This is a genomic window from Affinundibacterium amnicola (genome assembly GCF_014284275.1).
GTDB lineage: Bacteria > Pseudomonadota > Gammaproteobacteria > Burkholderiales > Burkholderiaceae_D > Undibacterium > Undibacterium amnicola.
In genome coordinates, this window is sequence record NZ_JACOFU010000001.1 from 301,470 (window position 1) to 327,487 (window position 26,018).

Here is a 26,018-nt window from a genome sequence, read left to right on the forward strand (position 1 = left end):
ACGATGACAACATCAATAGCAGCGATCACTAATTCAAGCCTAGGCCTGCCTGAGGCATGGAAGCAAGAATTGAGTTTGCAATTAGTGCAAGATGAAATGGTAATCAGTGCGGTGGAAACTGATCTTGATTCAAAGCTGCATTTCAAGCGTGGATTGATTGTATTGACCAACCAACGCGTACTATCGAAATCAAGCGAACAAACAGAATGGCAGAGTTGGGATTATGGCCAAGGCTTGCAAATGCGCCACCACGATCATGCAGGTGTCGGGCATTTAGAATTATTGAATCAAGCGAATTTGCTCGCTCACTGGCGTTTTACTTTAGGTCAAAATCTATTGGTCATTCGCTTGATGGATGCGTTCAATGATCAAATACATGAGCATCTGACAGGTAAGCCTGTTGAAAAAGCAGAGCAAAATGTTTGCCCAAGTTGCAAGGCGATCCTTGAACAGGATCAAGAAGAGTGCCCAGTGTGTACCAAGGTCATCCACACGCCACCATCAACGTGGACTTTGTTTCGTTTGTGGCGATTTGCCCGTCCTTACAAAATATCCTTGATCATTGGTTTTACTTTGATGTTCCTGGGTACTTTAGCACACATGATTCCTCGCTACTTGACCAAACCACTGACAGATAAAGTGCTGATTCCTTATCAAAGCGGAGAGCATGTAGAAACCTCTTTGGCGGTGATGTATATCGGTGGATTACTCGGCGCGGCAATTTTGGCGTGGCTACTGAGTTGGGGTAAGACCTATATTTTGGCGCTGGTTTCTGAACGCATAGGCGCTGATTTGCGTACCACGACTTATGAACACCTGTTGAAGCTGTCCTTAGAATATTTTGGTAGTAAGCGGACTGGCGATTTGATGTCGCGTATCGGTAGTGAGAGTGACCGGATTTGTGTGTATCTCTCTTTACATCTGCTTGATTTTGCGACCGATGTGTTGATGTTTTTGATGACCGCGGTTTTTCTTTTGCAGATTAACGTCAAGCTAGCTTTGGTTACCTTATTACCTTTGCCTTTGATCGCGTGGGCGATCCATATGGTACGAGATCGTCTACGTACCGGTTTTGAGAAAATTGACCGAGTTTGGGGCGAGGTGACGAATGTGTTGGCCGACACGATTCCGGGCGTGCGTGTGGTTAAAGCGTTTGCGCAAGAGAAGCGTGAAGCGACGCGTTTCCGTGAAGCGAATAAACATAATTTGGCCGTCAATGACAAGTTGAATAAGGTATGGTCCTTGTTTTCACCCATTGTCACTTTCTTGACGGATTTGGGTATCTTGGTCGTGTGGGCGTTTGGTATCTGGCAAGTTGCTCATACTGAAATTACGGTCGGTGAATTGGTCGCAACGATTGCGCTTATTAGTAATTTTTATGGTCGTATCGATTCCATGAGTCGTATCGTATCTGCGACGCAAAAAACAGCATCTGCGGCCAAACGTATTTTTGATATTTTGGATCATGTCTCTAGCGTTCCAGAACCGCAAAATCCAGTCAAAATTAATGAAGTCAAAGGTCAGATTGAATTGCGTGAAGTTGGTTTCCGTTACGGAAATCGTGCAGTCAATCGTAATGTAAATTTAAATATACAACCTGGAGAAATGATAGGCTTGGTTGGTCATAGTGGCTCTGGTAAGAGCACTTTGGTGAATCTGATTTGTCGTTTTTACGACGTGGCTGAAGGTGCGATTTTGCTTGATGGCGTTGATATTAGATCGTTTGCCGTGGCTGATTACCGCAGCAATATCGGACTCGTATTACAAGAGCCATTCTTGTTTTTCGGGACCATTGCCGACAATATCGCTTACGGCAAACCAAACGCGACGAGAGAGGAAATCATCGCATCGGCTCGAGCGGCACACGCGCATGAATTCATTTTGCGTTTGCCGCAAGGTTATGATTCGATGGTCGGTGAGCGCGGTCAAGGTTTGTCGGGTGGTGAACGCCAAAGGATTTCCATTGCGCGCGCTTTGCTGATCGATCCGCGTATTTTGATCATGGATGAAGCGACATCCTCGGTCGATTCTGAGACGGAGAAAGAAATTCAAAAAGCCTTGGATAATTTGGTGAAAGGCCGTACTACCATTGCAATTGCGCATCGCCTTTCAACTTTGCACAAAGCCGACCGTTTAGTTGTGTTGGATCGTGGTGAAGTGGTCGAAGTTGGTAGTCATGATGATTTGATGGCGAAGCAGGGCGCGTACTTTAAATTATATGAAGCCCAGGCGCGCAATGCGGCCGCGTTGGCAGTGGGAGGTGAATGAAAATGACAACGACATTTCAACTAACGCGAAATGATTTCCGACAATTAGTGCTGACTGATCTGGATGGTGTTGAGCATGTGGATGTGCGCCCGGTGCGCGCATTCCCAATTCAATCGCCGAGTGATGGCATCTCGCTGGTGAAGGAAAATGGTGTTGAAGTCGCTTGGATCGATCATTTATCGGATTTGCCATCGGCGATTCGTACATTGATAGACGAAGAATTAGAAGGACGGGAATTCATGCCCGAGATTGCCAAGATCGTCAGCGTCACAAGTTTTGCTACGCCTTGCACTTGGCATGTAAAAACAGATCGTGGTGATACGAATTTTGTCTTAAAAGGCGACGAAGATATTCGTCGAATTGGTAAAGAATCTCTCTTGATCTCAGATAATCACGGCATTCATTTTTTAATTCGCAATATGTTTGAAATCGATAAACATAGCCGCAAAATTTTGGATAGATTTCTGTAAATAGGGAATGCCACTTTGGAGATAGGCAGCAGGATCAAATTGTTTTGATCACTGCTGCTGGTCGATGTCAAAGTTGAGATCAAAGCTGATATTTGAATAATTTAACAGTGTCACCAGCTTTCAAGTCGATGTTTTCTTGAAATTGAAATCCCAGTTTTTCTAAAAGTTGGGATGATGCTTGGTTATGTAGCGAGACGATTGCTAATAATTCTGGTAAATGCAAACAATTTTTCGCGTAATTCAGTAACCCCTGATTAGCCTCTAGAGCATAACCCTTGCGACCAAATTCCGGTAGGTAAGCATAGCCAATATCGATGCCCGGCAACTCGTCACGCTTCACTAAGCCGCACAAACCAATCGCTTGCTGATCGTCTTTGCGTTCGACCAGATACAAACTAAACCCCATCTTTTCTTGAACATCACGGTGACCTGTCTGGATGGCATTTTCTGCATCAGCGATCGTGCGTATTCCTTTGTCACGAATGTTTTCGATAAAGCTAGGTTCATTTACTAGACGAAGGAAAAAACTAGCATCGTCTGCGTTTAAAGTTCTGAGGCTTAAACGTTCAGTTTCAAAAATAATTTCTGTGGCGAGAGGCGCTTGTGTCATTCGGCTCAATTTCTCAATTTAATTTCTTAACTTAGTTTCTTGGTTTAGGCGCGTAGCGCCAAATGTTTTTGTACTGGCTTAGCGCCGGCATACTGAGCCGGGTGCAATTTAAACACCGCCACCGCCTGAGATAAGGCTTGTGCTTGTTCTTGCATGCTTTCTGCTGCCGCTGCCGCCTGTTCTACCAATGCCGCATTCTGTTGTGTCATTTCATCGATATGGGTAATCGCTAAATTGACTTCTTCAATGCCGGCACTTTGCTCCTGACTCGCAGCGGTAATCTCAGCCATAATATCTGCCAGAGTTTTGACTGATGAGACAATTTCATCCATGGTGTTACCTGCATCATCAACCAAACGCGAACCATCATCCACTTTGGCAACCGAGTCGTTAATTAGTTCCTTAATTTCTTTTGCCGCACCCGCTGAACGTTGCGCCAGACTTCTGACTTCGGAAGCAACTACGGCGAATCCACGGCCTTGTTCGCCTGCGCGGGCGGCTTCAACCGCAGCATTTAAGGCGAGAATATTGGTTTGAAACGCAATGCCGTCAATCACGCCAATAATATCAACGATTTTCTTTGAACTATCTTTAATGGAGTTCATGGTGTGCACGACATTGCCTACGACTTCACCACCTTTTCTAGCGACGTCCGAAGCTTTCAAGGCCATAGAGTTTGCTTGTCTGGCGTTGTCTGCATTTTGCTTAACCGTGGAAGTCAGTTCTTCCATAGACGATGCAGTTTCTTCCAATGAACTTGCTTGAGATTCTGTGCGAGAGGAGAGATCCGCATTGCCGGCGGCAATTTCACTTGATGCAGTGGCAATGGTTTCGACACTGACATTGACTTGCCGTATCGTCTGAACTAAGTTCTGATTCATGTGTTCGAGTGCATCTAATAAAATGCCTGTCTCATCTTCAGAATTTTTTTCAAAGTTGGCGGTTAAGTCGCCGTTGCCAACTCGAGTCGCAATATCGATTGCTTCGTTCAACGGTACGGTGATTGAGCGTGTAATCCAATAGGCAAAAAGAGCGCAAATGGCAGTTGCAATAACACTGCTTAGAATCATCACTTTAATGGATGAACTAATGTCATTTTTGACTGCATCATCTTCTTTTTCTAGCTGCTTGCGTTCATAATCGACTAGGGTTTTCATATCGATTGTTGCCTTGTTGAGCGCAGGGAAGACAATATTATTCATTTGGTTTTCAGCCGCCTCAATATCATCCAACTCAAGTGAGTCAGCCGCTTTCATAAACGCGGCAACAAAGGCGACGCGTGATTTTGTTGCCGTTTCAATTAAATTCTTTCGCTCGGCATTGTTGTCTTGCTTTGCCAACTTTTCCAACAATTGTCCTATGGCTTTTTTGTTGGTATCGATTGCTTGGTAGTGTTCTTTGCGTAGGTTTTGATCTCTGGTTAAAAATAAGGCAGAGACACGTCTACCATTTTCTTGCATTAAACGAGCGACTTCTAAGGAGGTCTCGACCCCGCTGACGTTTTGTTCAAGCATCAGGGAAGTTTGATTTGCAATTGAATTTAGTCGCGTAGTATTAAAAGTCGCCATGATCAACATGATGATCAGCAGCATGCCGAAGCCCATCCATAAACGCGTGCGAATCATGAGTGAATTTAAATGCATTTGAAGCCTCCCAAACTTAGGTAAGAATTGAAAGTATCTGAAGTTACTACGAAAACTAGAAGACGGAACGCTGCACAGAAGTACCACAGGTGCTAGACACAGATTGATGCATACAATTGATCATACACAGACTTATTTGTTTCTAAAATCGATTTATTGCATCGCACACTGAAAACCAACAACTGTCACGCGGTAAAATGCGCGTCTACAATCAGTGATCAATTTGCTGATAACCATTGACTAACTTTTATTGAATTGCATTAAATATGAAATTAGCTACGTTGAAAGATGGAAGCCGTGACGGCCAGTTGATGGTGGTCTCTCGTGATTTAAAAACTGCCCAAATTGCCGATGGTATTGCCGCGACTATGCAGCATGCTTTGGATGACTGGAATTTTATTGCCCCGCAATTGAATGAAGTCTATGAACGCTTGAACGCAGGCCGAGGTATCAATAGTTTTGATTTTAATCCGCAAAATTGTATGGCACCTTTGCCGCGTGCTTTTCAGTGGGCAGATGGTTCTTCTTATGTCAATCATGTTGAACTTGTGAGAAAAGCACGAAATGCCGAGATGCCAGAGAGTTTTTGGCATGATCCTTTGATGTATCAAGGTGGCAGTGATGATTTTATCGGGCCTATGGATGACATCCAATTGCTGTCCGAAGAATGGGGCATTGATTTCGAAAGTGAAGTCGCGGTGATCACTGGCGATGTGCCGATGGGAGTCAAGGTGCAACATGCAGGCGAGCACATTCGATTACTGATGTTGGTGAACGATGTGTCGTTGCGGAATTTAATTCCTGCGGAGCTGGCAAAAGGTTTCGGATTCTTTCAGTCTAAACCAGCGTCGAGTTTTTCACCCGTTGCGGTGACGCCGGATGAATTGGGCGAGGCATGGAAAGATGGCAAAGTGCATTTAGCTTTACGTTCCACTTGGAACGATACTTTGGTTGGGCAGCCAAATGCTGGTGTGGATATGGTGTTTTCTTTTCCGCAGTTGATTACGCATTTATGTAAGACACGCAATGCGCGCGCTGGCACGATTATCGGCTCAGGTACCGTTTCCAACAAAGATCCGAAAAAAGGCTATAGCTGCATTGCTGAGAAGCGGGCCTTAGAGATGATTGCTGATGGTGCCGCAACCACAGAGTTTATGAAATTTGGCGACAAGATTCGAATTGAAATGTTGGATAAGAATGCGAAGTCGATTTTCGGCGCGATTGAACAAAGCGTGGTTGAGTACGTCAAAAACTGAAGATTCGCGGTTTTTAGCTGGGATTTGGGAATTTTTCTAGAAATTCATTCCTTGAGTCTATATACTGTTCAAGTTATATAAACTGAGTAAAGTTAATATTTATCATATAAAGAAAAATGTCTTTATGTCCGATAACTAGCGATTAACCATCGATAACAACTTTACTCTGACTCAAGGATGCCTGCATGAATCTTCATCAATTGCGTTTCGTTCGCGAAGCGGTCAGACAAAACTTCAATCTAACTGAAGCTGCTAAAGCGCTATTTACTTCGCAGCCTGGTGTTTCCAAGGCGATTATCGAGTTGGAAGAAGAATTAGGCGTGGATATTTTTGCCCGCCACGGCAAACGTATCCGTGGTTTGACCGAGCCCGGTCGTGCGGTATTGAAATCGGTAGAAATGATCATGCAAGAGATCGATGGCTTAAAGCGCATCGGTAAAGAATTTGCTGCGCAAGACAGCGGTAGTTTTACGATCGCCACCACGCATACACAAGCGCGTTATGCCTTGCCAAAGCTGGTGCAAGCCTTTATGCAGAAATATCCTAAAGTGCGCTTGTCCTTGCTACAAGGTAGCCCAAAACAAATCGCCGAAATGGTCATGCGTGATCAAGCGGATATCGCGATTGCGACGGAGGCAATCACCAGCGTTGACGGTCTGGTTTCTATGCCTTGCTACCAATGGGAACATGTGGTGGTGGTGACGCCCGATCATCCTTTGATGAAATTGAAATCGATTACGCTAGAAGATATCGCCAAGTATCCTTTGATTACTTATGACGCCGCATTTGCAGGGCGCAGTAAGATTGATCACGCTTTCGAAGTGCGTCATTTAAAGCCAGACGTTCTGTTAGAGGCGATTGATGCTGATGTGATTAAGACCTATGTTGAGCTTGGTATGGGTGTGGGCATCATCGCTGGTATGGCTTTTGATGCAGAGCGCGACCAAAATTTGCGAACCATTCCAGTTGGTCATCTGTTTGGAATGAATGTATCGCGTGTCGCCGTGCGGCAGGGTGCTTATCTGCGCACTTACATGTACACATTTATCGAGATGTTATCACCGACCATGAATCGTAAATTGATCGATCAGGTGATGCAAGGCGGTAAAGATAGTTACGATCTTTAATGCATCGTCAAATCTCGTCTTACCAATAATAATCATAAGCATCTGTTACAAACAGTTTTGAATAATTTTTACCCCGAAAGAATGAAATGAAGCGTGAAGCACTAGCCGATTATTATGCGCAATGCGCTGAGAGCTTTGATGAGAAATATCAAGAACCCGATTTAGAAGAAGATGCGTATGCTGCTGCTGAGCATATTGCGGAAGCGTTGGCTGATCGTGATGTCTTGGAACTTGGTTGCGGTTCTGGTTTTTGGACGCAACATATTGCCGAATCAGCCAAATCCGTATTGGCGACGGATATCAATGAAGTGATGCTGGATCTGGCACAAGATCATGATTATCCAGAAGATAAAGTGCAGTTCGCGATCGCCGATTGGCATGATCTACAGTTGCCAGCCGACCGCAAATTTAACGCCTGTTTTGCGGCTGGAATGTGGTCGCATGTCCGACGTGATGAATACGACTCTGCCTTTAAAAATATTCGAAAAGCGATAGGCTCTGGTGGCTTGGTTGTCTTGATTGACGACAATGTCATCGAGGACTTTACACGACCAACGGCTCGCACCGATAGCGATGGTAATACCTATCAAATCCGTGAATTGCCGGATGGTACTCGCGTCGAGGTAATTAAAAACTTCCCGACAGATAGTTATTTGAAAAAGAAATTTGCGACGATTGCACGCGATATTCGTGTCAGTCGTAATGAATTTTTCTGGATGTTGACCTGTGTATTGAAATAAGGATAGTTGAGAAATGACGCTGCAAATCTGTACAGAAAAGATTCGACACAAATTAGGTCAAGATAGTAGTTTGCATGCACGCCTCAAATTTGATTGCGGTGATGATGGTGTGATATTCGTTGATGCGGTGGCAAATCCGCATGTGGTGGATAATCAGAATCAAGATGCCGATTGCACCGTCAGTTTATCGCTAGCTGATTTAGTCGCTTTACTAGCAGGTGAGTTAAATCCTGTGAATGGATTTATGAGTGGCAAGCTCAAAGTCGCAGGCGATATGAGTATCGCAATGCGTTTGCAAAAAGTTGTTTGAAACCTTCGCGACATACAGTGAGTATGCAAATTCAACCGATACAAGAAATTCAGTCATTCACAATACGCTTGCCACAATACGATAAAGCGTTTTTGTGTGCCGCTGAAGAAAGCGTGCTGGATGCGGCTTTAAAGCAAGGCTTGATGTTGGCTAATTCTTGTAGGAATGGGACTTGTCGTACTTGTCTTTGTCGCTTGCAAAGCGGTCAAATTGCGTATCAGATCGAATGGCCGGGCTTAAGTTTTGATGAGAAGATAGAAGGCTATATTTTGCCTTGCGTTGCTAAGCCTTTGAGTGACCTTGTATTGCTTGATTGGGTCTCGAGTCAGGTATGAATCTATAAGGCATGAATCTATAGCTCAAAAAAAGAAAACCGATAGCCTTGAAAAGCCTATCGGTTTTTTTGCTTATTGCCCTTGTGTGTTTTTACATGAAGCCTTCAGCCCCGTCTGCTTATTCCAACAAGCGCTATCAGTATCCGACAGTGGGCTAGGAATTCCTTCGGGATTAATTTTCGCGATACGGGTATCCCAAGCTTTGACACCATCTTGATCAACATGCAGTCGCACTGCCCAGCCTAAGGTTTGCGCTTCATTATCCAAAGCATCCATCATGAAATTGCCGATACTGTAAATGATAGGTTTGCCTTTGTAAGTCTCGGTATCTTGGATCACATGTGGATGACCGCCGATCACTGCATCAGCACCGGCGTCAATCATGATGCGTGCTAGCTTGCGCTGACGTTGGTTGGCTATCATTTCGTTTTCCCAGCCCCAATGCATGAAAGGAATCACGATATCTGCTTTATAGTGTTGACGTGCGATTTTAATGTCGGCAACGACTTGCTCATCTTCACTCCAGGCGACACCTGCTTTATTGATGTTGGCTTCAAAACTGCGTGGCATGAATTCATCGTAACCAAGTAGGGCGATGCGCAATCCATTCTTTTCGATGATATGTGGGCGATGTGCTTCACTGAGATTATTGCCGCCACCAAAGTGCGCCATCTTTTGTTCTTTGAGTAGTGTCAACATTTCGCTAAAGGCTTCGGGGCCGTAATCACCAGAATGATTGTTCGCCAGTGAGATTGCATCGAAATGTTTTTTCAGTAAAGGAATGACGCGTGGGTGCGCGCGGAAGGTGAAATTTTTCTCCGTCGCTTTGCCAGTGGTGGCAATAACGCACTCTAAGTTGCCAATTCGGATATCGGCACTACTCAGTATTTTTTCGAATGCAGCGAACGGGTCTTGTCCGCGTTCGATTGCTTTACCTGGCAAATCGTCTAAAACCATGTCGCCAACAAATAAGATGCTGACTTGTTTAGATTGCGGTGCTGCGGTTTTTTGTAATTGTGCGAAGGCGGTAGTGAGGAAGCAGCAAAGCACAATGCTGATCATACTTTTTAGGACGTTCTTCATTTGTGATTCCATCCTAAGAAACATTGATACTGCAATTCCCGTTCAACTTCGCCTGCATATAAGTGATTGAATGGCGTTAGGGCTTTCATACTTTTGCTTACTTGAATAGGTTTTAGATAGGTAGCTTGATGAATGGGAAAGTCGAGTTCGCGACCTTGCAAGTAGGCATAGAGTTTGATGTACGCAATTTTTTTATTCGCGCCTACCATTACGGCTTTGAAACTGAAACGACCACCAATGTCGTGCATAGGCGCTAGATAGGGATCTTTAATGAACTCGGTATTAATTGTATGTGTGGTTCCAGCGTAGCTCACTTTGCAGCGTAGTAGCGGTGTCTCATTTGCGTTTGCGATACCGCTGTTGAAGGTCAAACTGAAAAGTAACACCAAGAATGGAATAATATTAGTTACCTTGTTCCAAGGTTTCTGAAGAGTCTGCATGTTGATCAGTGAAGTGTACGAAGTCGCTAGTGTAGTGTTGAGGAGGTAAAAAAACTAGCGCCAAGATGTGGACCGTGAAAATGAGAGCGTGTTTTGAAGAAAATTTGAATTCTTCACTAAGAAATAGGCAAAAAGGCTTAAAACACCACGAAATTTCCTGCTTTCAATTTAAAATTGTCTTTCCTCAGAAATTATGCGTATAATCGTGGCTATCGTTGAGATTCTAGGTAGTAGTGCAGTATCAGTCTGTCATTTCTTGCTTGGTTGAAACGATTTATCGGGCAAGTGCCCACATTAACTGAAATAGGAAATTGTAATGGCAACAGGTATTGTAAAATGGTTTAATGATTCTAAAGGTTTTGGCTTCATTACTCCTGACGAAGGCGGCGAAGATTTGTTCGCACATTTCTCAGCAATCGTATCAGCAGGCTTCAAGTCTTTGAAAGAAAACCAACGCGTTTCTTTCGACGTGACTACAGGCCCTAAAGGCAAACAAGCATCAAACATTCAAGCTATCTAATAAGATAATTTGCTTGGCTTGTTAAAGTCGTAAAAAGCCCGACCGTAAGGTCGGGTTTTTTTTTGTTGCTTTCCTCGGTTTTTCCCCCATATTTTCATTGAATTTAAGCAATATCCCTTTCGGATTGACCGAAAGCTATCTATACTGGCCTTATGCTAAATCAATATTGATTTTCGGCAACTGCGTTATTCTAATAAGAGAAAATCCATTCTTCCTCTCACATACAATAATTTGGAGACAAGCGTATGTTTAATGTAACGATTAGGTTCAGATTGATTGCCACGATGGCGGTGATGGGAATTATGTTAACCATCGGCGGTTTGATGGGGATTTGGGGCGTCAAAAATAGCAATTCAATTATTAGTGAATTGTTTGCAAATCAAATGCCATCGATGCAAAGTTTGTCGGATTCAAGGGTCACTTACTTACGCGCGCGCGTATTGCTTGATCGTGCTATTGCGCATCCAGAGATGCCAAATCACGCTGAGACACTTAAACGAATCGATGGCTATTTGGTGGATGCGGCCGAGGATTGGAACAAGTATCTTAAATTGCCGATGTCTGAAGCGGAGAAGCCTATCGTTGCCGAGGCGAAAGAGCTTTTAGATAAGTTCTTAAAAGAAGGATTTATGCCTACTTTAGCCGCGACTAAGGCTGGGAATGTTGAGGAAGCTGACAAAATTAATGCTGGTGCAATGGGTAAGTTATATGAGCAATACTCGCAAAAGATCATTAAGCTGGAGTCTATGCAATTTGCATTAGCTGAGGCACAGCTTAAGGAAAGTCAGCAAGCATTTAAAGTGTTTATGTGGGTTGATATTGTTGGTGTGTTGGCTGGTTTAATTGCGGTTGCAGTATCTGCATACTTTTTGCTGGCTGCTATTTCTCATCCCTTACAGTTTGTATTGACGCAGTTTGAAGCGATTGGTAATGGTGATTTGTCGACGCAAATTAAAGCGAAATCGAATGACGAGATGGGGCAGTTGTTAAGTGGCTTAGAAAACATGCGCCAGAACTTGGTCCAAACAGTGACTGTGGTACGACAAGGTAGTTCATCAATTGCAGTATCTTCAGGAGAAATTGCAACGGGCAATATGGATCTGTCTGCCAGAACTGAAAATCAGGCTGCTAGTCTGGAAGAAACCGCATCATCGATGGAAGAGTTAACGTCGACAGTCCAGCAAAATGCTGACAATGCTCGCCAAGCAAATACCTTAGCCTTGAAAGCATCAGGCGTTGCGAGCAAAGGTGGTCAGGTTGTTGGCGATGTTGTGCATACGATGAACTCCATTAAAGATAGTTCTAAGAAAATTGTCGATATTATTGGTGTGATTGATGGCATTGCATTTCAAACCAATATTCTTGCATTGAACGCGGCTGTTGAAGCTGCACGTGCGGGTGAGCAAGGGCGGGGTTTTGCGGTAGTTGCGTCCGAGGTTCGTAGTTTGGCACAACGTTCTGCAAGTGCTGCGAAGGAAATCAAAGAGTTAATCAATGACTCTGTCAGTAAGGTAGATACCGGTTCTCGTTTAGTTGATGATGCCGGTCATACGATGGATGAAATTGTTGTTTCGATTAAAGGCGTGGCAGATATTATGGCGGAGATTACAGCCGCTAGTGCTGAGCAAAGCGATGGTATTGCGCAAGTAAATATCGCGATCTCAAAAATGGACGAAGCAGTTCAGCAAAATGCTGCTTTGGTGGAGGAGGCTGCTGCTGCTGCTGGTAGTATGCAAGAGCAGGCAAATAATCTGAACCAGGCTGTCAGTATCTTTAAGCTCAATGATAACGATAGAAACCAGCAATTTGTGGCAGAAGCAAAAACAGCGAAGCCAGCAGCTGCTAAGCCTGTCGTGAAAAAGGCCGCTGTGAAGTCATTATCTCATCAGAGCTCCGCATCATCAGCCAGAAGTAACAAGCAAGAAAGCTCGGATCAAGATTGGGAAGAATTCTAAGTAAGAACTTGCTTACTTGCACAGGTAAAAAAGGCGATTAGTCGATTTAATCGCCTTTTTTTATACTCAAATGCAGACTAGTCCTGAACTCAGATTTTATGTTGCCAGTAATTTGGTTTGCTGTAAGACGCTCTCAAAAAATCAACGAATGCGCGTATTCTTAGCGGCAAATGACGACGTTGCGCAAAAATTGCATAGATGTCGTTGCCCGGTGCATTGTATTCATCAAGCACTGTGATTAATTTGCCAGTCTCAATTTCACTACCCACTTCCCACATAGAGCGCCACGCCAATCCTTTGCCGGATAGCGCCCAGTCATGTAATACAGCACCGTCATTGCAAACCATATTGCCTTCAACTTTGCGGAGAACATTTTTTCCGTTTTCTTTAAAAGTCCAGCCGCGTTGGCTGCCATCACTACTGAATGTGAGGCAATTATGGTGATGTAAATCGTCTAAAGTTTGCGGGCGACCGTGGCGCTTAATGTAATCGGGCGATGCGACGACGACACGTTTATTATCGGCGAGTTTCACGCCGATGAGATTAGAGTCCGTTAGTGTTGCAATACGAATTGCGACGTCAACACCTTCACCAATCAAATCAACCACGCGATCATTTAAGTTTAAAGTGAGTTTCACTTCTTTGTGTTCGGCCAAGAAGTTGGGAATTAGTGGCGCAACATGTTGACGTCCAAACCCTGCTGGCGCAGAGATCGTTAATTGACCACTGGCTTTTGCACTGCGTTCAGAAACGGAGGTTTCTGCTTCTTCTAACTCGGCAAGAATGCGCTGGCAATCCTCTAAGAACGCAGCGCCTTCAATTGTTAATGCAATTTTACGAGTCGTGCGTTGCAAAAGTTTAACGTCGAGTCTTTCTTCTAAAGCATCGAGGCGTCGACCTATCATCGCGGGTGCCACACCTTCGGCGCGAGCCGCTGCAGATAAGCTACCACGAGTGGCAACTTCGGCAAAAGTCGAAATTTGTTTGAATTGGTCCATATCAAGTCTCCGCCAAATGCAATTTCACTCTGAGAAATTGACTAAATTATTCGATATTCTGTCGATATTTTGTGCTGCATATGAATTGATTGCACATCTATTGCTAGTCGCAATTAGTGCATTTTTACAGCGCTATTCTGTGCAAAATATACCTAGTCTTTTAACTAATAATAACAATAAATAGTTGATATTGGTTTATTTGTGATTAAAAGTTAAAAATACTGTGATAAAACGAGGCATTATGTACACATAGATGTTGAATATACTTTGATTTACCTATTCATTTGCATCTAAATTTGGCACAAATTTTTGATTTTCATAAATAAATTCTTCATATTTGATTGAATCATGCATTTCTACTGCTGGAAATCGCTATTGAGGAATAAATTGTGCACTGCAATGATTGAACCGTATTTTTACCATTTCTTTAAAATTTTTTGAATGAGGCAGCGATGACACAACTAACATTACCCGCAGGCATGCAAATTACTGGGGAAATTAAGCCAGGATTTGAGCATATATTGACGATAGATGCCTTAAATCTGGTCGCGAAACTAAGTCGTCAATTCGAAGTCCATCGACAAGAATTGCTCGCATTGAGAGTGGCACGCGCTGCGCGGATGGATGCTGGCGAGCGACCTGATTTTCTAACAGAAACTGCACATATTCGAAATGCTGCATGGACGATTGCGCCGATTCCAAAAGCATTGGAATGTCGTCGGGTAGAGATCACGGGGCCAGTTGAACGCAAGATGATTATCAATGCGCTTAATTCAGGCGCTGATAGTTATATGACTGACTTTGAAGATTCTAATACCCCAAATTGGGATAATCAAATAACAGGACAGATCAATTTACGTGATGCGGTGCGTCGTACGATTAGTCTCGAACAAAATGGCAAAAGCTATCAATTGAATGAAAAGATCGCAACTTTGGTTGTGCGTCCACGTGGTTGGCACTTGGATGAAAAACATGTCTTGGTCGATGGTAAGCGCGTATCTGGAGGGATCTTTGATTTTGCTTTATTTATGTTTCATAACGCGAAAGAGCAAATTGCCCGTGGCGCTGGACCTTTCTTCTATTTGCCTAAAATGGAATCACATTTGGAAGCGCGTTTGTGGAACGATATTTTTGTCATGACACAGAATGAACTCGGTTTGCCACAAGGTACGATTAAGGCGACAGTCCTGATTGAAACCATCGTCGCTGCGTTTGAGATGGATGAGATTTTGTATGAGTTACGTGAGCATAGTTCTGGCTTGAATGCCGGCCGTTGGGACTATATTTTTTCATGCATTAAGAAGTTTAAAAATGATCAGAATTTCTGTTTGGCAGATCGCGCGAAAGTGACGATGACCGCACCATTCATGCGTTCTTATGCCTTACTGTTGTTGAAGACCTGCCATCAGCGTAATGCGCCTGCAATTGGTGGCATGGCAGCCTTAATCCCGATCAAAAATGATCCTGAGAAAAATGAAATCGCGATGGCGGGTGTGCGGAATGACAAAGCACGTGACGCGACCGATGGTTATGATGGTGGTTGGGTCGCGCATCCAGGATTGGTTGATCTGGCGATGGCGGAGTTTAAGAAAGTGTTGGGTGATGCACCGAATCAAATTGCGAAGAAGCGCCCTGACGTTGTTGTCCGTGCACAGGATTTAATGAACTTCCAACCAGAAACTCCGATTACCGAAGCGGGTCTACGCTACAACATCAATGTCGGCATACATTATCTTGGCGCATGGTTAGCAGGTAACGGTTGTGTGCCGATTCATAATTTGATGGAAGATGCGGCGACTGCCGAAATCAGTCGCTCCCAAGTATGGCAGTGGATTCGGTCCACAAAAGGTGTGCTGGAAGATGGTCGTAAGATCACTGCAGAAATGGTGCGCGAGATGATTGCGGAGGAATTGGTCAAAGTGAAGCTGTCTGTCGGTGATGGTGCAACTTATGACAGAGCAGCGCAAATTTTCGAACAGATGTCGACCTCTGCTGAGTTTGCCGAGTTTTTGACCTTGCCTTTGTACGAAGAAATTTAAGCGGTGATTTGAGGAGACTGCACCAGCTAAATCGATCAGAATTTAGCTCGGTGCTAATAAATGGCAAGATCAACCAGACATTGATTATTGTGCAATTAAAAAGCGAGCTCAGAAGGCTCGCTTTTTATTTAGATGCGTATTGATGCTTATTCACTTGGTGGCACATACCCTTGTGCGGCATCGGCACCATCACCGAAGAAATGTTTTTCCATTTGTGTTGCCAAATACTTGCGGGCACGCGTGTCCGCTAGATTTAAGCGGTTTTCATTCACCAACATGGTTTGATGTTTTAACCAAGCTGCCCAAGCTTCTTTGGACACGCTTTCGTAAATTTTCTTTCCTAGTTCGCCTGGATAGGTTGGAAAGTCCAAACCTTCAGCTTCTTTATCTAATTTAATGCAGTGGACCATGCGGGCCATAATTGGTACTCCTTCAATAATTCAAAATTCTGAGGTGATAGCTGATACTTACGAATCGCGATTATACGTTTGAATCTCAATTCAAGTGTAAGTGAGTATCAAAGCTGCTTGATCAAGACCAAGGATTTGCGCTGCCAGTTATACATTTTTTGCCGATCTTTTGGCAGATCATCAACGCTGGCTTGCACGAAGCCACGCTTTAGAAACCAGTGCGCGGTGCGAGTTGTTAATACAAACAATGAATGAAAGCCAGCACGTCGCGCACGTTTTTCCATATGCTTGAGAATTCTCTCGCCATCGCCTTGGCTCTGCACATCTGGATTCACTGTCAAGCACGCCATTTCTCCCATTTTGTCGAAAGGGAAAGGATAAAGTGCCGCACAACCGAAGATCACGCCATCATGCTCAATCACCGAGAAATAGTTGATCTCTCGTTCGATTAATTCACGGCCACGTTTAACCAAAGTGCCATCGGCTTCCAGTGGTTCGATTAACTTAATAATGCCGCCCACATCTTCAATCGTTGCTTCGCGTAAGCTCTCGAGATTTTCAGTGGAAATCATCGTGCCCACGCCATCATGCGTAAATAGTTCTAATAAAGCTGAACCATCAATTTTGTAAGGCACAATATGGATACGGGGGACGCCACCGCGCGAGGCTTTTACTGCATGTTCCAGATAGAACGCAGAATCGGATGGTAGGTATTTTTGCTCCAGTTCAAATTCAGCCTGCCTGTAAGAAAGCTCGCGAATTTCATCACCATCTTGGTCAACCATCATCGGCGTCTCGGAGATAAAAATTAACTTATCTGCGCGCAATGCGGTCGCAGCAGATACCGCAACATCTTCCATGGTTAAATTGAATGCTTCACCCGTCGGTGAAAATCCTAGCGGTGACAATAAAACTAAGCTACCAGCATCTAAAATACGATCAATGGTATCGTACGCGACTTTACGGGTCGTTCCAGTTAACTGCAGATCGACACCATCTACAATACCGATAGGCTTGGCGGTTACAAAATTGCCAGAGATAATACGAATGGCAGAATGTGCCATAGGCGTATTTGGCAAACCTTGACTGAAGGCAGCTTCAATATCTAGGCGCAATTCACCCGCAGCTTCTTTCGAGCACTCGAGCGCAGCCGTATCAGTGATGCGTATGCCATTATGAAAACGGCCTTCGACATTACGCAGCGCTAATTGCTCAGCAACCTGTGGACGTGAGCCATGCACGATCACAATTTTGATCCCGAGCGCGTGCAATAGCGATAAATCCTGCGCCAAAACGGGCAGGGCGCCAGCCACCACGAGTTCCCCCGGAAAGGCGACCACGAAGGTCTTTCCACGGAAGGCATGAATATAGGGCGCGACTGAGCGCAGCCAGTGAACGAATTGAACAGAATTTTCCATGGACGAATTATAATCGCAGGTACTATGTCATCTAACAAAACAAATACAAATTCTCCGGAAAAAGTCGCTTCAGACCTACGTCAATTGCGCGATAAGCTGCGTCAGGCAGGCCAACAACCAACAAAACCCGCTAATTTCCCGAAAAAGGAAAAGCTAGGTGCGCCTGCGAAGCCGCAGAGTCGTACTGAAAATGCTAGTCAGTCGGGAAATAGATCTACTTCGGCGGTTAAGACGGCAGTGATTAAGCCGCAAACACAGCCCACGCAGTCGAAAAAGCCAGAAGCCCGACCTGAGCCAGCGTTACCTTTCCGTAATCCACCGCCCATCATTACTTATCCTGAAGAATTACCGGTCTCAGGCAGACGCGATGAAATCGCCGAAGCACTGCAGAAAAATCAGGTCATCATCGTCTGCGGTGAAACCGGTTCCGGTAAGACCACGCAATTACCTAAAATTTGCCTGGAACTTGGGCGCGGCCAAAAAGGCTTGATCGGCCACACGCAGCCACGTCGTATTGCAGCGTCTTCTACAGCCAAGCGAATTGCACAAGAATTGAATTCGCCTTTGGGTGAACACGTCGGCTTTAAAGTGCGCTTTACCGATACCTTGACCAAAGGCGCGTCAGTCAAGCTGATGACCGACGGTATTTTGCTGGCAGAAACGCAGACCGATCCGCTTTTACGTCAATACGACACCATCATCATCGACGAAGCGCATGAGCGTAGTTTGAATATTGATTTCTTGCTCGGCTATCTCAAGCAGATTCTGCCTAAGCGTCGTGACCTCAAAGTCATCATTACCTCCGCGACGATTGACGCCCAACGCTTCGCCAATCACTTTGGTGAGAATGGTAAAGCCGCACCGGTGATTGAAGTGTCGGGTCGTTTGTATCCGGTAGAGGTGCGCTATCGCCCAATTCAAGCGGATGAAAAAGACAAAGAACGTGATCTGATGGTCGCGATCACGGATGCCGTCGATGAATTATGTCGTTTGGGATCTGGCGATGTGTTGGTGTTTTTGCCAGGTGAGCGTGAAATTCGCGATGCCGCAGAAGCACTGCGCAAGCATCATCCACCGCATGTAGAAATTTTGCCTTTGTTCGCACGTTTATCGGCGCAAGAGCAAGAACGTGTTTTCAAAATTTCGAACGCGCGTCGTATCGTCTTAGCGACCAATGTCGCAGAAACGTCCCTGACCGTGCCCGGCATACGCTACGTGGTCGATGCTGGTTTGGCACGCGTCAAGCGTTATAGCTATCGTAATAAGGTCGAGCAATTACAAGTCGAAGCCATCGCCCAATCTGCCGCGAATCAGCGCGCCGGTCGTTGCGGTCGTGTCGCGGCTGGTGTGTGTATTCGTCTCTACGATGAACAAGAATTTAAACAACGTACGGCTTTTACCGAACCCGAAATCCTGCGTTCATCCTTAGCTGCCGTTATTTTGCGGATGAAATCTTTGCGCCTGACCGATGTAGAGAGTTTTCCTTTTATCGAACCACCACCAGGTCGTGCAATTGCCGATGGCTATCAACTCTTGCAAGAGTTGGGCGCGATGGACGATAGCAATCAATTGACCGCAGTCGGTAAAGAACTTGCAAAGTTACCGTTAGATCCCCGCGTCGGCCGTATGATTTTAGCCGCACGTGATAATCAGGCTCTGAGTGAAGTTTTGATTATCGCCGCTGCATTGTCGGTACAAGATCCGCGTGATCGACCGATGGATGCGCAGACCGCTGCCGATTTGGCGCACAAAAAATTCGCCGATGAAAAATCCGAATTCACGTCTTATCTCAAAATCTGGAAATGGTTTGAAGACGCGATCGAACATAAGAAAACCAATCGCCAATTACAAGATAATTGCCGCACTAATTTTTTAAGTCAAATGCGCCTGCGCGAATGGCGTGAAGTGCATTCGCAATTGCTGACCATCGTCAAAGAGCAGGGCTGGCGTATCAATGAAGCGCCAGCAACGTATGAGCAATTACACCTCGCCTTATTGACGGGTTTGTTAGGCAATATCGGATTTAAATCGGAAGAAGACTCACATTACTTAGGCGCACGCGGCATCAAATTTTATATCTGGCCTGGCTCTTATTTGGCGAAGAAAGCTGGTAAGTGGATTACGGCTGCTGAGTTGGTTGATACCACGCGTTTATATGGACGTTGTCTCGCGCAGATACAGCCAGAGTGGTTAGAAAAAGTCGGCGGACATTTACTTAAAAAATCCTACGGCGAACCCCGTTGGGAAAAACGCACGGGACAAGTCTCAGGCTTTGAGCGCGCGACTTTGTATGGCCTCGTCGTGTACAGCCAAAGGCGCATACAGTACGGTTTAACGCACCCGAAAGAAGCACGCGAAATTTTCATTCGTGACGCGTTGGTCGAAGGCGACTTCGACACCCGTGCGCCGTTCCTCGCTTTCAATCAAAAACTGATACGCGAGATTGAAAACATCGAACACAAATCACGTCGCCAAGACGTGCTGGTTGATGATCATTTGATCGCTGCTTTCTACGACAAACATTTACCAGCCAATGTCTACAACGCCGTCTTATTTGAACAATGGCATAAAGAAGCGACTAAGGGTAATCCTAAATTACTCTACTTAAACAAAGACGAGTTAATGCGCCACGAAGCGGCAGGTATTACCACCGATGTGTTTCCTAAGACTATGCAAGTCTCAGGCGTGGGTTTGCAGCTCTCGTATCACTTCGAACCAGGTAGCCCGCGCGATGGCGTTACACTCTGGATACCTTTATTCTCACTCAATCAGGTTTCCAGTGATCGTTGCGAATGGTTAGTGCCAGGCATGCTTAAAGAAAAAGTGCAGCTATTGATTAAATCGCTACCACAAAAAATCCGCCGTCATTGCGTGCCATTACCTGACTACGCAGCGGGATTTTGTGAACGCAATGACTTTGGTAAAGGCAATTTCTTAGAAGCTTTGATCGCCGACATACGCGAGCAAAAAGGCTTGCAATGCCTGAGCACTGATTTCAAATTTGAACAGCTACCTGCACATCTGACCATGAATTTTAAAATCGTCGATGAACACGGACGCCAATTAGAAATGGGACGCAACCTCGCGACCTTGCGCGCCGAGTTTGGCTCCCAAGCCCGCGAGAGTTTTCAAAAGATTGCAAGTGCCGACAAATTAGCTCTGCTAGATAGCTCTAAATCTGCAGCAACCGAATCCACAATTAACCGTCATTCCCGCGAAAGCGGGAACCCAGCGTCGTTAAGCTCGGCACAATCCGCAACCGTAACAAAATCCGTAACCCCAACAATCCAACAAGAAAACATAAACGCATGGACCTTCGACGAACTACCAGAACTACTAGAAGTCCAGCAAGGCAAACAAACCTTAATCGGTTACCCAGCCCTAGTCGATAAACAAAGCCACTGCCACATCGAAGTTTTCGACGACCCCGATGAAGCAGCGCGCGTTCATCACTCAGGCTTACGTCGCTTGTTCGCCTTGCAGATGAAAGAACAAGTCAAGTTCTTAGAAAAGAACATCCCGGGCTTACAGCAAATGGGTATGCAATTTATGTCGCTAGGTTCACAAGAAGAACTACGCGAACAAATTGTCACCACCGCCTTAGATCGCGCCTTCATGCAATCGCCCTTACCGAAGAATTCTGGCGAATTCAACAAACGCCGCGATGAAGGCAAGGCAAGACTGAATTTATTAGCCAACGAAATCGCCCGTTTAGCAGGCTTGATTTTGGCCGAATACTACAGCCTGCCGAAGAAGCTACAAGGCCTCAAAGCCCACGCGCAAGCGGCAGCCGACATGCAGCAACAAATGCAAAATCTGGTCACAAAACGCTTCATCGCCGAAGTCGATTTCGCTCAGTTGGCGCATTACCCACGCTACCTCAAAGCGATCACAGTACGTATGGACAAACTACGTGCCGATCCTGCGCGCGATGCAAAGTTGCTCGCCGAGTGGAATAGTGTAGCGCAGCCTTGGCAGCGTACACCGCGTCGATCGGGTATGGATGCAGATCCTAAATTGATAGAGTTTCGTTGGTTGTTAGAGGAGTTACGGGTGTCTTTGTTTGCGCAGGAATTGAAGACGCCCATGCCGGTGTCTGTTAAGCGTTTGCAGAAGGTTTGGGAGAGTTTGTTGCGGTAGGAGTAAGGAAGTTATTCTACTTTGAATTTCTTATTAATTGGTCTATCGTGTTTGCTGGGTTTGTTATTTGTGAGAATAATTTTTTCGAGGACTGTAAATGAGTAATGAACATGAAGCTGTTTCAGCAACCGACCAATTGGCAAGCCTCGAGTCAAAAATTGTTGATACGAAAAGTGACTTTAGACGGTTGTCTAGGCACAGAAGTTTATTTTATGTAATTAGCCTTGGCATGTTCATTTCACTTATATTCAAATATTTTGGCGGTTATCAACTCCCTCTTTGGATAGAAGCCCCAATTTGGATTATCGGATTTTTATTTCTTTTGGCTGCGTTAGGTACCGAACCGAATAAAATTTTGTCAGACCTTGAAAAACTTGAATCATTGAAAAGACTCTATTTCGGGTTTCTCGACGTAAAAGATGAACCTTACTTTGATCGACTAGTAAAAATAAATGTGGAGAATCTTAGTGAGTACTATTCGTTGGTAAAGCAACATTCGCAGCAAAGTTTTAAGTTGTCTGGATACATTATTTTTCTTGGATTTGTTTTAATATTTGTAGGACTAGGGTTAGGTTTCTATTTTAGAGATTTGAAAGATATCGCATATATTTCATCAGGTGCTGGTGTAGTTGTGAGTTTTATAGGCGGATCAGTGTTCGTGCTTTATAGTAAAACTGTCCTTCAACTAAAGCAATATCATGATAGTTTGCTTGATGTTCAAAACGTGTTATTGGCATTTAAATTGGTTGAAGCCACGGATGACGTAAAAGAAAAATCAGCAATGACTCAAAAAATGATTGAATTTTTATCTTCGCGACGTCTTTAGCGATAGTCCCGTAGGGTGGGCAAGCTTTTTTGCCCATGCGGGAATAGCTAATTATTCGCAAACAAGTCACCTATTTTTATTCAAATTTTCGCTTGTAAACAATCTCATCGTTTACAGATCGGTGGTAGACCGACAGCTACTCACTTTCTTTGCTTCGCCAAAGAAAGTAAGCAAAGAAAGGCGACCACGCTGCCACTGGCCTTCGGCTTCCCAATTGTGCGGGACAAAAAATGGGAAAGCCTTGAAACTCGCTTCGCTCAGACAACAAGGCTTTCTTTATCCATTTTCTGTCCTGCACAATTGGCAGTGTCAGAAGTGGGTGAAGGTCAAAAACAACGGCAACGTCAAAAGCAACTGCAAGATCAAAACAATCAGTATCAACCGCAATGGCGATCAATTAAACTCAAAAAATAGAGACGTCATCCCTGCGCAGGCAGGGATCCAGTGACGTTAGGCTGTTACGCCGCTGGATTCCCGCCTTCGCGGAAATGACGATACGTGGGACAAGACTAAGCTGAATGCCTCAACAGTATCAATGGACTTTTATTTTTCCAATCGCCGTTGATGGTCGTTGTTTTTGACCTACCACCGTTTGAGACGATGTAATTTGTGCTTCACAGAAAATGGATAAGAAAGTGTTGTTGTCTGAGGTGTAGCAGGGGATTCGAGGCGCATGCGCCTCGCCTGCGGAACGGTGTTCGCTTGCAAGCGAACATTCCTCAGAACAGTTTCAACACTTTCCCATTTTTTGTGATGCACAAATTATGCTGAAGCGTAGCGTAAGCACCCCGCAGGGGCGAGTCTACGGTCGCCTTTCTTTTGCTTACTTTTTCTTTGGCGAAGCAAAGAAAAGTAAGTAGCCGTCGGGCTACCCCCGACCAGTAAACTTCAAGAAAGCACATCCGTAATTTCAGTGCGAGAATTCAAAACTACAGAATACAAATCCAAACAAATTATTCTTACAGTCATCCAAGCCCCTCATCCCCAACCCTTCTCCCGCTCGCGGGAGAAGGGAGCTTTTAATACTCCAGCAAAGTAGCCTTACCCCAAAATATCCGATATGCCATCACCGTGTACCCAATGATGACAGGCAAAACTACACAAGCTCCCACAAAAATAATCATCAAAGATTCAGGCGCACTCGCAGCTTGCCAGATCGTGATTTTGTCGATGATGAGGTAGGGGAATAAGCTGTACGCCAAGCCGTGAAATGCCAAGAAAAATATCCCCACAGTACTGGCGAATGGTGTCCAAATCCAGCGCTGGTTGCCTTGCGCTAATTGTGCAGGTAGGCGTTTTAATATCCTATCTATCCACCAAAATAAAATCGCGGTGATGAGCGGGATGGGAAATAGCAATATAAAGTTAGGAAAGCTAAACCACTTTTCCGCAATGCTTGGACTGGCAAATGGCGTGACGATGGAGATGGTGGCAATGCCAACGCCCGCCACCCATAAACTGCGTCTTGCCCAGGTTGCTGCTTTGATTTGCAGTTGTCCCTCTGACTTCATCAGTAGCCATGTTGCTCCTAAAAGGCAGTATGCAGCCATTAAGCACAAGCCAATTAAGGCAGCGAACGCATAGCTCCAAATGCTCGTTTGAAATCCTATCACCAACATGCCGAGCATGAAGCCTTGTGAAAAGGCGGCAAGTATGGAGCCAAGATGGAAGGCGAAATTCCAAGCTGGTTTATTCTGTGCTTGTGCTTTTACCCTGAAGTCAAATGCGACTCCGCGCAAAATCAAACCCAGTAGCATGATTGCGACGGGTAAATACAGTGCGCCTAGTATTTGTCCATGTGCGGTGGGGAAGGCAACTAATAAGATGCCGACACTTAGTACCAGCCAAGTTTCATTCGCGTCCCAAAATGGACCTATGGAAGCGATCATCATGTCTTTTTCTGTGTCTTCTGCATGGCGCATCAGAATACCGACGCCGAGATCATAGCCATCTAAAATCACATAGGCCAACATCGCTAAGCCCATGACGATCAGAAAGGCTAGCGGTAACCAACCTGCGGGTTGAGATAAATCGGGATGGAGTGGAGTGATCATGATTTATCCTTCTGATGTGATTGATGCTTTGGTTGAAGATATAGTAGCGCTTGCTGAACTATCCGCTTTGCGGGCTAAATAAAACACCACCGAGATATAGGAAATAATCAGAAACACGTACAGCGTTAAATACATGATTAAGGAACTGGCCAACATAGGAACAGGTACTTTGGCAGCAGCTTCGGCGATAGTGAGTACGCCTTGTACCAAGTAAGGCTGGCGACCAATTTCTGTGGTGTACCAACCCGCCAGCAAGGCGACCCAACCAGAAAAACTCATCGCGACTAATGCACGTGAAACAAAAGTCGGCATGGCAGGCGCTCGCCACATATACCACGAGGCTAGCCAAGAGATCGCCAGCATCAAAAGACCTACGCCCACCATGATGCGAAAGGCAAAGAAAACAGGTGCAACGGGTGGATGCTTGCCGACAAAATCATTGAGTCCTTTGATTTCGCCATTGGCATCGTGGGTCAGGTAGAGCGAGGCTAGATTGGGTATCGCAACTTCAGCTTTATTGACGCGTTCTTTTTGATCTGGAATCGCAAATAAAATGGCGGGTGCGCCTTTTTGCGTTTCCCAAATCCCTTCCATCGCTGCGATTTTTGCAGGTTGATGTTTTAGGGTATTGAGACCATGCAAATCACCGACCAGAATTTGTAGAGGAATCAAGATCGCAGCAAGACTAACGCCCGTTTTGATGCCGATCTTCACATCGTCGCTACGAGCACCGCGCAAATAGCGATAACTGCTGATGCCAGCAATCAAAAATGCCACCGTCAAACCGGAGGCCAGCATCATGTGGGTAAAGCGATATGGCATAGACGGGTTGAAAATAATTTGTAGCCAGTTCGTCGCGTGTGCCTGGCCGTTAATCATTTCAAATCCGACTGGCGTGTGCATCCAAGAATTTAAGGCGATGATCCAAAACACGGACAGCGTCGTGCCGCCTGCGACGAGCATAGTGGCGATGGTGTGCAGGCGATTCCCGACACGTTTTTGCCCGAATAGCATAATGCCGAGAAAAGTCGCCTCTAAGAAAAAAGCAGTCAAGATTTCATAAGCGAGAAGTGGGCCGGCGATATTCCCGACTTTTTCCATAAAGCCCGGCCAGTTGGTGCCGAATTGAAAGCTCATGGTGATACCGCTGACCACGCCCAACGCGAAACTCAGGGCGAATACTTTCACCCAGAAATAGTAGGCGCGTTGCCATTGTTCTGCCTGAGTGCGGTTATAGCGCCATTTGAAAAAGACGAGTACCCAGCCGAGTGCAATGCTGATGCTGGGAAAAAGAATGTGAAAGCTGATATTGGCGGCAAACTGTATGCGTGCCAATAACATGGGGTCGAAGCTGCTTGCGAGTTCTGCTGACATGA

At 45.2% G+C, this 26,018-nt stretch carries 22 protein-coding genes; 12 read left to right on the forward strand and 10 right to left on the reverse strand.

The window, feature by feature from the left end:
* Nucleotides 1-3 precede the first annotated feature (3 nt).
* Both H8K33_RS01360 and H8K33_RS01365 read left to right on the forward strand, forming a co-directional pair.
* Nucleotides 4-2,268, forward strand: a complete 2,265-nt coding sequence (locus tag H8K33_RS01360) for a cyanophycin metabolism-associated ABC transporter (RefSeq protein ID WP_186889185.1) — start codon at nucleotides 4-6, stop codon at nucleotides 2,266-2,268.
* A gap of 2 nt (nucleotides 2,269-2,270) precedes the next feature.
* Nucleotides 2,271-2,738: a cyanophycin metabolism-associated DUF1854 family protein gene (locus H8K33_RS01365; RefSeq protein WP_186889186.1), complete on the forward strand. Its 468-nt coding sequence runs from the start codon at nucleotides 2,271-2,273 to the stop codon at nucleotides 2,736-2,738.
* A gap of 79 nt (nucleotides 2,739-2,817) precedes the next feature.
* Here H8K33_RS01365 and H8K33_RS01370 read toward each other — a convergent pair whose 3' ends face one another.
* Both H8K33_RS01370 and H8K33_RS20045 read right to left on the reverse strand, forming a co-directional pair.
* The gene (locus tag H8K33_RS01370; RefSeq protein ID WP_186889187.1) at nucleotides 2,818-3,348 is read right to left on the reverse strand and encodes a GNAT family N-acetyltransferase; all 531 of its coding nucleotides are present in this window, start codon (nucleotides 3,346-3,348) and stop codon (nucleotides 2,818-2,820) included.
* 44 nt (nucleotides 3,349-3,392) lie between these two features.
* Complete coding sequence (locus H8K33_RS20045) at nucleotides 3,393-4,991, reverse strand: methyl-accepting chemotaxis protein (protein WP_186889188.1); 1,599 nt, start codon at nucleotides 4,989-4,991, stop codon at nucleotides 3,393-3,395.
* A 266-nt stretch (nucleotides 4,992-5,257) separates the two neighbouring features.
* Between H8K33_RS20045 and H8K33_RS01380 the strand changes: the two genes are divergently transcribed.
* The 5 genes from H8K33_RS01380 to H8K33_RS01400 all read left to right on the forward strand — a co-directional run bounded on the left by H8K33_RS01380 (nucleotide 5,258) and on the right by H8K33_RS01400 (nucleotide 8,759).
* A complete protein-coding gene (locus H8K33_RS01380) occupies nucleotides 5,258-6,247 on the forward strand; it encodes a fumarylacetoacetate hydrolase family protein (RefSeq protein ID WP_186889189.1) in 990 nt (329 codons plus the stop codon).
* 185 nt (nucleotides 6,248-6,432) lie between these two features.
* Nucleotides 6,433-7,374 (forward strand): CysB family HTH-type transcriptional regulator, encoded by a 942-nt coding sequence (locus tag H8K33_RS01385; RefSeq protein ID WP_186889190.1) that lies wholly within the window; start codon nucleotides 6,433-6,435, stop codon nucleotides 7,372-7,374.
* Between the two features lie 86 nt (nucleotides 7,375-7,460).
* Nucleotides 7,461-8,114: a class I SAM-dependent methyltransferase gene (locus tag H8K33_RS01390; protein WP_186889191.1), complete on the forward strand. Its 654-nt coding sequence runs from the start codon at nucleotides 7,461-7,463 to the stop codon at nucleotides 8,112-8,114.
* A 13-nt stretch (nucleotides 8,115-8,127) separates the two neighbouring features.
* Nucleotides 8,128-8,424: an SCP2 sterol-binding domain-containing protein gene (locus tag H8K33_RS01395; RefSeq protein ID WP_186889192.1), complete on the forward strand. Its 297-nt coding sequence runs from the start codon at nucleotides 8,128-8,130 to the stop codon at nucleotides 8,422-8,424.
* 23 nt (nucleotides 8,425-8,447) lie between these two features.
* On the forward strand, nucleotides 8,448-8,759 hold the full coding sequence (locus H8K33_RS01400; RefSeq protein ID WP_186889193.1) for a 2Fe-2S iron-sulfur cluster-binding protein: 312 nt from the start codon (nucleotides 8,448-8,450) through the stop codon (nucleotides 8,757-8,759).
* A 72-nt stretch (nucleotides 8,760-8,831) separates the two neighbouring features.
* Here the strand turns inward: H8K33_RS01400 and H8K33_RS01405 are convergent, their stop codons facing one another.
* The gene (locus H8K33_RS01405; RefSeq protein WP_246443219.1) at nucleotides 8,832-9,842 is read right to left on the reverse strand and encodes a CapA family protein; all 1,011 of its coding nucleotides are present in this window, start codon (nucleotides 9,840-9,842) and stop codon (nucleotides 8,832-8,834) included.
* Nucleotides 9,839-10,282: a hypothetical protein gene (locus tag H8K33_RS01410; RefSeq protein WP_246443220.1), complete on the reverse strand. Its 444-nt coding sequence runs from the start codon at nucleotides 10,280-10,282 to the stop codon at nucleotides 9,839-9,841. The genes H8K33_RS01405 and H8K33_RS01410 overlap by 4 nt, the downstream gene beginning before the upstream one ends.
* A gap of 316 nt (nucleotides 10,283-10,598) precedes the next feature.
* On the opposite strand from H8K33_RS01410, the gene H8K33_RS01415 reads away from it, so the two are divergent.
* Together H8K33_RS01415 and H8K33_RS01420 are read left to right on the forward strand one after the other, a co-directional pair.
* Entirely contained in the window at nucleotides 10,599-10,802 is a 204-nt protein-coding gene (locus H8K33_RS01415) for a cold-shock protein (RefSeq protein ID WP_186889194.1), read from the forward strand.
* Nucleotides 10,803-11,047: 245 nt separating this feature from the next.
* A complete protein-coding gene (locus H8K33_RS01420; RefSeq protein ID WP_186889195.1) occupies nucleotides 11,048-12,757 on the forward strand; it encodes a methyl-accepting chemotaxis protein in 1,710 nt (569 codons plus the stop codon).
* Nucleotides 12,758-12,846: 89 nt separating this feature from the next.
* Here the strand turns inward: H8K33_RS01420 and H8K33_RS01425 are convergent, their stop codons facing one another.
* Nucleotides 12,847-13,755, reverse strand: coding sequence for a LysR family transcriptional regulator (locus H8K33_RS01425; protein WP_186889196.1), 909 nt, complete (start codon nucleotides 13,753-13,755; stop codon nucleotides 12,847-12,849).
* Between the two features lie 452 nt (nucleotides 13,756-14,207).
* Here H8K33_RS01425 and aceB point away from each other — a divergent pair, with 452 nt between their 5' ends.
* The gene (gene aceB, locus H8K33_RS01430; RefSeq protein ID WP_186889197.1) at nucleotides 14,208-15,794 is read left to right on the forward strand and encodes a malate synthase A; all 1,587 of its coding nucleotides are present in this window, start codon (nucleotides 14,208-14,210) and stop codon (nucleotides 15,792-15,794) included.
* Nucleotides 15,795-15,940: 146 nt separating this feature from the next.
* Here aceB and H8K33_RS01435 read toward each other — a convergent pair whose 3' ends face one another.
* Both H8K33_RS01435 and argA read right to left on the reverse strand, forming a co-directional pair.
* Nucleotides 15,941-16,213, reverse strand: coding sequence for an oxidative damage protection protein (locus H8K33_RS01435; RefSeq protein ID WP_186889198.1), 273 nt, complete (start codon nucleotides 16,211-16,213; stop codon nucleotides 15,941-15,943).
* 98 nt (nucleotides 16,214-16,311) lie between these two features.
* The gene (gene argA / locus H8K33_RS01440; RefSeq protein ID WP_186889199.1) at nucleotides 16,312-17,622 is read right to left on the reverse strand and encodes an amino-acid N-acetyltransferase; all 1,311 of its coding nucleotides are present in this window, start codon (nucleotides 17,620-17,622) and stop codon (nucleotides 16,312-16,314) included.
* 24 nt (nucleotides 17,623-17,646) lie between these two features.
* Between argA and hrpA the strand changes: the two genes are divergently transcribed.
* A complete protein-coding gene (hrpA, locus tag H8K33_RS01445; RefSeq protein WP_186889200.1) occupies nucleotides 17,647-21,762 on the forward strand; it encodes an ATP-dependent RNA helicase HrpA in 4,116 nt (1,371 codons plus the stop codon).
* A 97-nt stretch (nucleotides 21,763-21,859) separates the two neighbouring features.
* Nucleotides 21,860-22,588: a TRADD-N-associated membrane domain-containing protein gene (locus tag H8K33_RS19810; protein WP_246443223.1), complete on the forward strand. Its 729-nt coding sequence runs from the start codon at nucleotides 21,860-21,862 to the stop codon at nucleotides 22,586-22,588.
* Nucleotides 22,589-22,724: 136 nt separating this feature from the next.
* On the opposite strand, the gene H8K33_RS19715 is transcribed toward H8K33_RS19810, so the two are convergent.
* From H8K33_RS19715 to H8K33_RS01465, 3 genes are all read right to left on the reverse strand, one after another.
* The gene (locus tag H8K33_RS19715) at nucleotides 22,725-22,985 is read right to left on the reverse strand and encodes a hypothetical protein (protein WP_222613243.1); all 261 of its coding nucleotides are present in this window, start codon (nucleotides 22,983-22,985) and stop codon (nucleotides 22,725-22,727) included.
* A 622-nt stretch (nucleotides 22,986-23,607) separates the two neighbouring features.
* Complete coding sequence (locus H8K33_RS01460; RefSeq protein ID WP_186889202.1) at nucleotides 23,608-24,642, reverse strand: cytochrome d ubiquinol oxidase subunit II; 1,035 nt, start codon at nucleotides 24,640-24,642, stop codon at nucleotides 23,608-23,610.
* A gap of 3 nt (nucleotides 24,643-24,645) precedes the next feature.
* Nucleotides 24,646-26,016, reverse strand: coding sequence for a cytochrome ubiquinol oxidase subunit I (locus H8K33_RS01465; RefSeq protein ID WP_186889203.1), 1,371 nt, complete (start codon nucleotides 26,014-26,016; stop codon nucleotides 24,646-24,648).
* Between the last annotated feature and the right edge of the window lie 2 nt (nucleotides 26,017-26,018).

What these genes read in the sequence shown, in the direction of transcription:
- H8K33_RS01425 (WP_186889196.1), bottom strand. Translation starts at nt 13,755, where the DNA reads ATGGACCAATTCAAACAAATTTCGACTTTTGCCGAAGTTGCCACTCGT.
- hrpA (WP_186889200.1), top strand. Translation starts at nt 17,647, where the DNA reads ATGTCATCTAACAAAACAAATACAAATTCTCCGGAAAAAGTCGCTTCA.
- H8K33_RS01365 (WP_186889186.1), top strand. Translation starts at nt 2,271, where the DNA reads ATGACAACGACATTTCAACTAACGCGAAATGATTTCCGACAATTAGTG.
- H8K33_RS01360 (WP_186889185.1), top strand. Translation starts at nt 4, where the DNA reads ATGACAACATCAATAGCAGCGATCACTAATTCAAGCCTAGGCCTGCCT.
- H8K33_RS01390 (WP_186889191.1), top strand. Translation starts at nt 7,461, where the DNA reads ATGAAGCGTGAAGCACTAGCCGATTATTATGCGCAATGCGCTGAGAGC.
- H8K33_RS01435 (WP_186889198.1), bottom strand. Translation starts at nt 16,213, where the DNA reads ATGGCCCGCATGGTCCACTGCATTAAATTAGATAAAGAAGCTGAAGGT.
- H8K33_RS01415 (WP_186889194.1), top strand. Translation starts at nt 10,599, where the DNA reads ATGGCAACAGGTATTGTAAAATGGTTTAATGATTCTAAAGGTTTTGGC.
- aceB (WP_186889197.1), top strand. Translation starts at nt 14,208, where the DNA reads ATGACACAACTAACATTACCCGCAGGCATGCAAATTACTGGGGAAATT.
- H8K33_RS01385 (WP_186889190.1), top strand. Translation starts at nt 6,433, where the DNA reads ATGAATCTTCATCAATTGCGTTTCGTTCGCGAAGCGGTCAGACAAAAC.
- H8K33_RS01420 (WP_186889195.1), top strand. Translation starts at nt 11,048, where the DNA reads ATGTTTAATGTAACGATTAGGTTCAGATTGATTGCCACGATGGCGGTG.
- H8K33_RS01370 (WP_186889187.1), bottom strand. Translation starts at nt 3,348, where the DNA reads ATGACACAAGCGCCTCTCGCCACAGAAATTATTTTTGAAACTGAACGT.
- H8K33_RS19810 (WP_246443223.1), top strand. Translation starts at nt 21,860, where the DNA reads ATGAGTAATGAACATGAAGCTGTTTCAGCAACCGACCAATTGGCAAGC.
- H8K33_RS01380 (WP_186889189.1), top strand. Translation starts at nt 5,258, where the DNA reads ATGAAATTAGCTACGTTGAAAGATGGAAGCCGTGACGGCCAGTTGATG.
- H8K33_RS01410 (WP_246443220.1), bottom strand. Translation starts at nt 10,282, where the DNA reads ATGCAGACTCTTCAGAAACCTTGGAACAAGGTAACTAATATTATTCCA.
- H8K33_RS01465 (WP_186889203.1), bottom strand. Translation starts at nt 26,016, where the DNA reads ATGTCAGCAGAACTCGCAAGCAGCTTCGACCCCATGTTATTGGCACGC.
- H8K33_RS01405 (WP_246443219.1), bottom strand. Translation starts at nt 9,842, where the DNA reads ATGAAGAACGTCCTAAAAAGTATGATCAGCATTGTGCTTTGCTGCTTC.
- H8K33_RS20045 (WP_186889188.1), bottom strand. Translation starts at nt 4,991, where the DNA reads ATGCATTTAAATTCACTCATGATTCGCACGCGTTTATGGATGGGCTTC.
- argA (WP_186889199.1), bottom strand. Translation starts at nt 17,622, where the DNA reads ATGGAAAATTCTGTTCAATTCGTTCACTGGCTGCGCTCAGTCGCGCCC.
- H8K33_RS01395 (WP_186889192.1), top strand. Translation starts at nt 8,128, where the DNA reads ATGACGCTGCAAATCTGTACAGAAAAGATTCGACACAAATTAGGTCAA.
- H8K33_RS01460 (WP_186889202.1), bottom strand. Translation starts at nt 24,642, where the DNA reads ATGATCACTCCACTCCATCCCGATTTATCTCAACCCGCAGGTTGGTTA.
- H8K33_RS01400 (WP_186889193.1), top strand. Translation starts at nt 8,448, where the DNA reads ATGCAAATTCAACCGATACAAGAAATTCAGTCATTCACAATACGCTTG.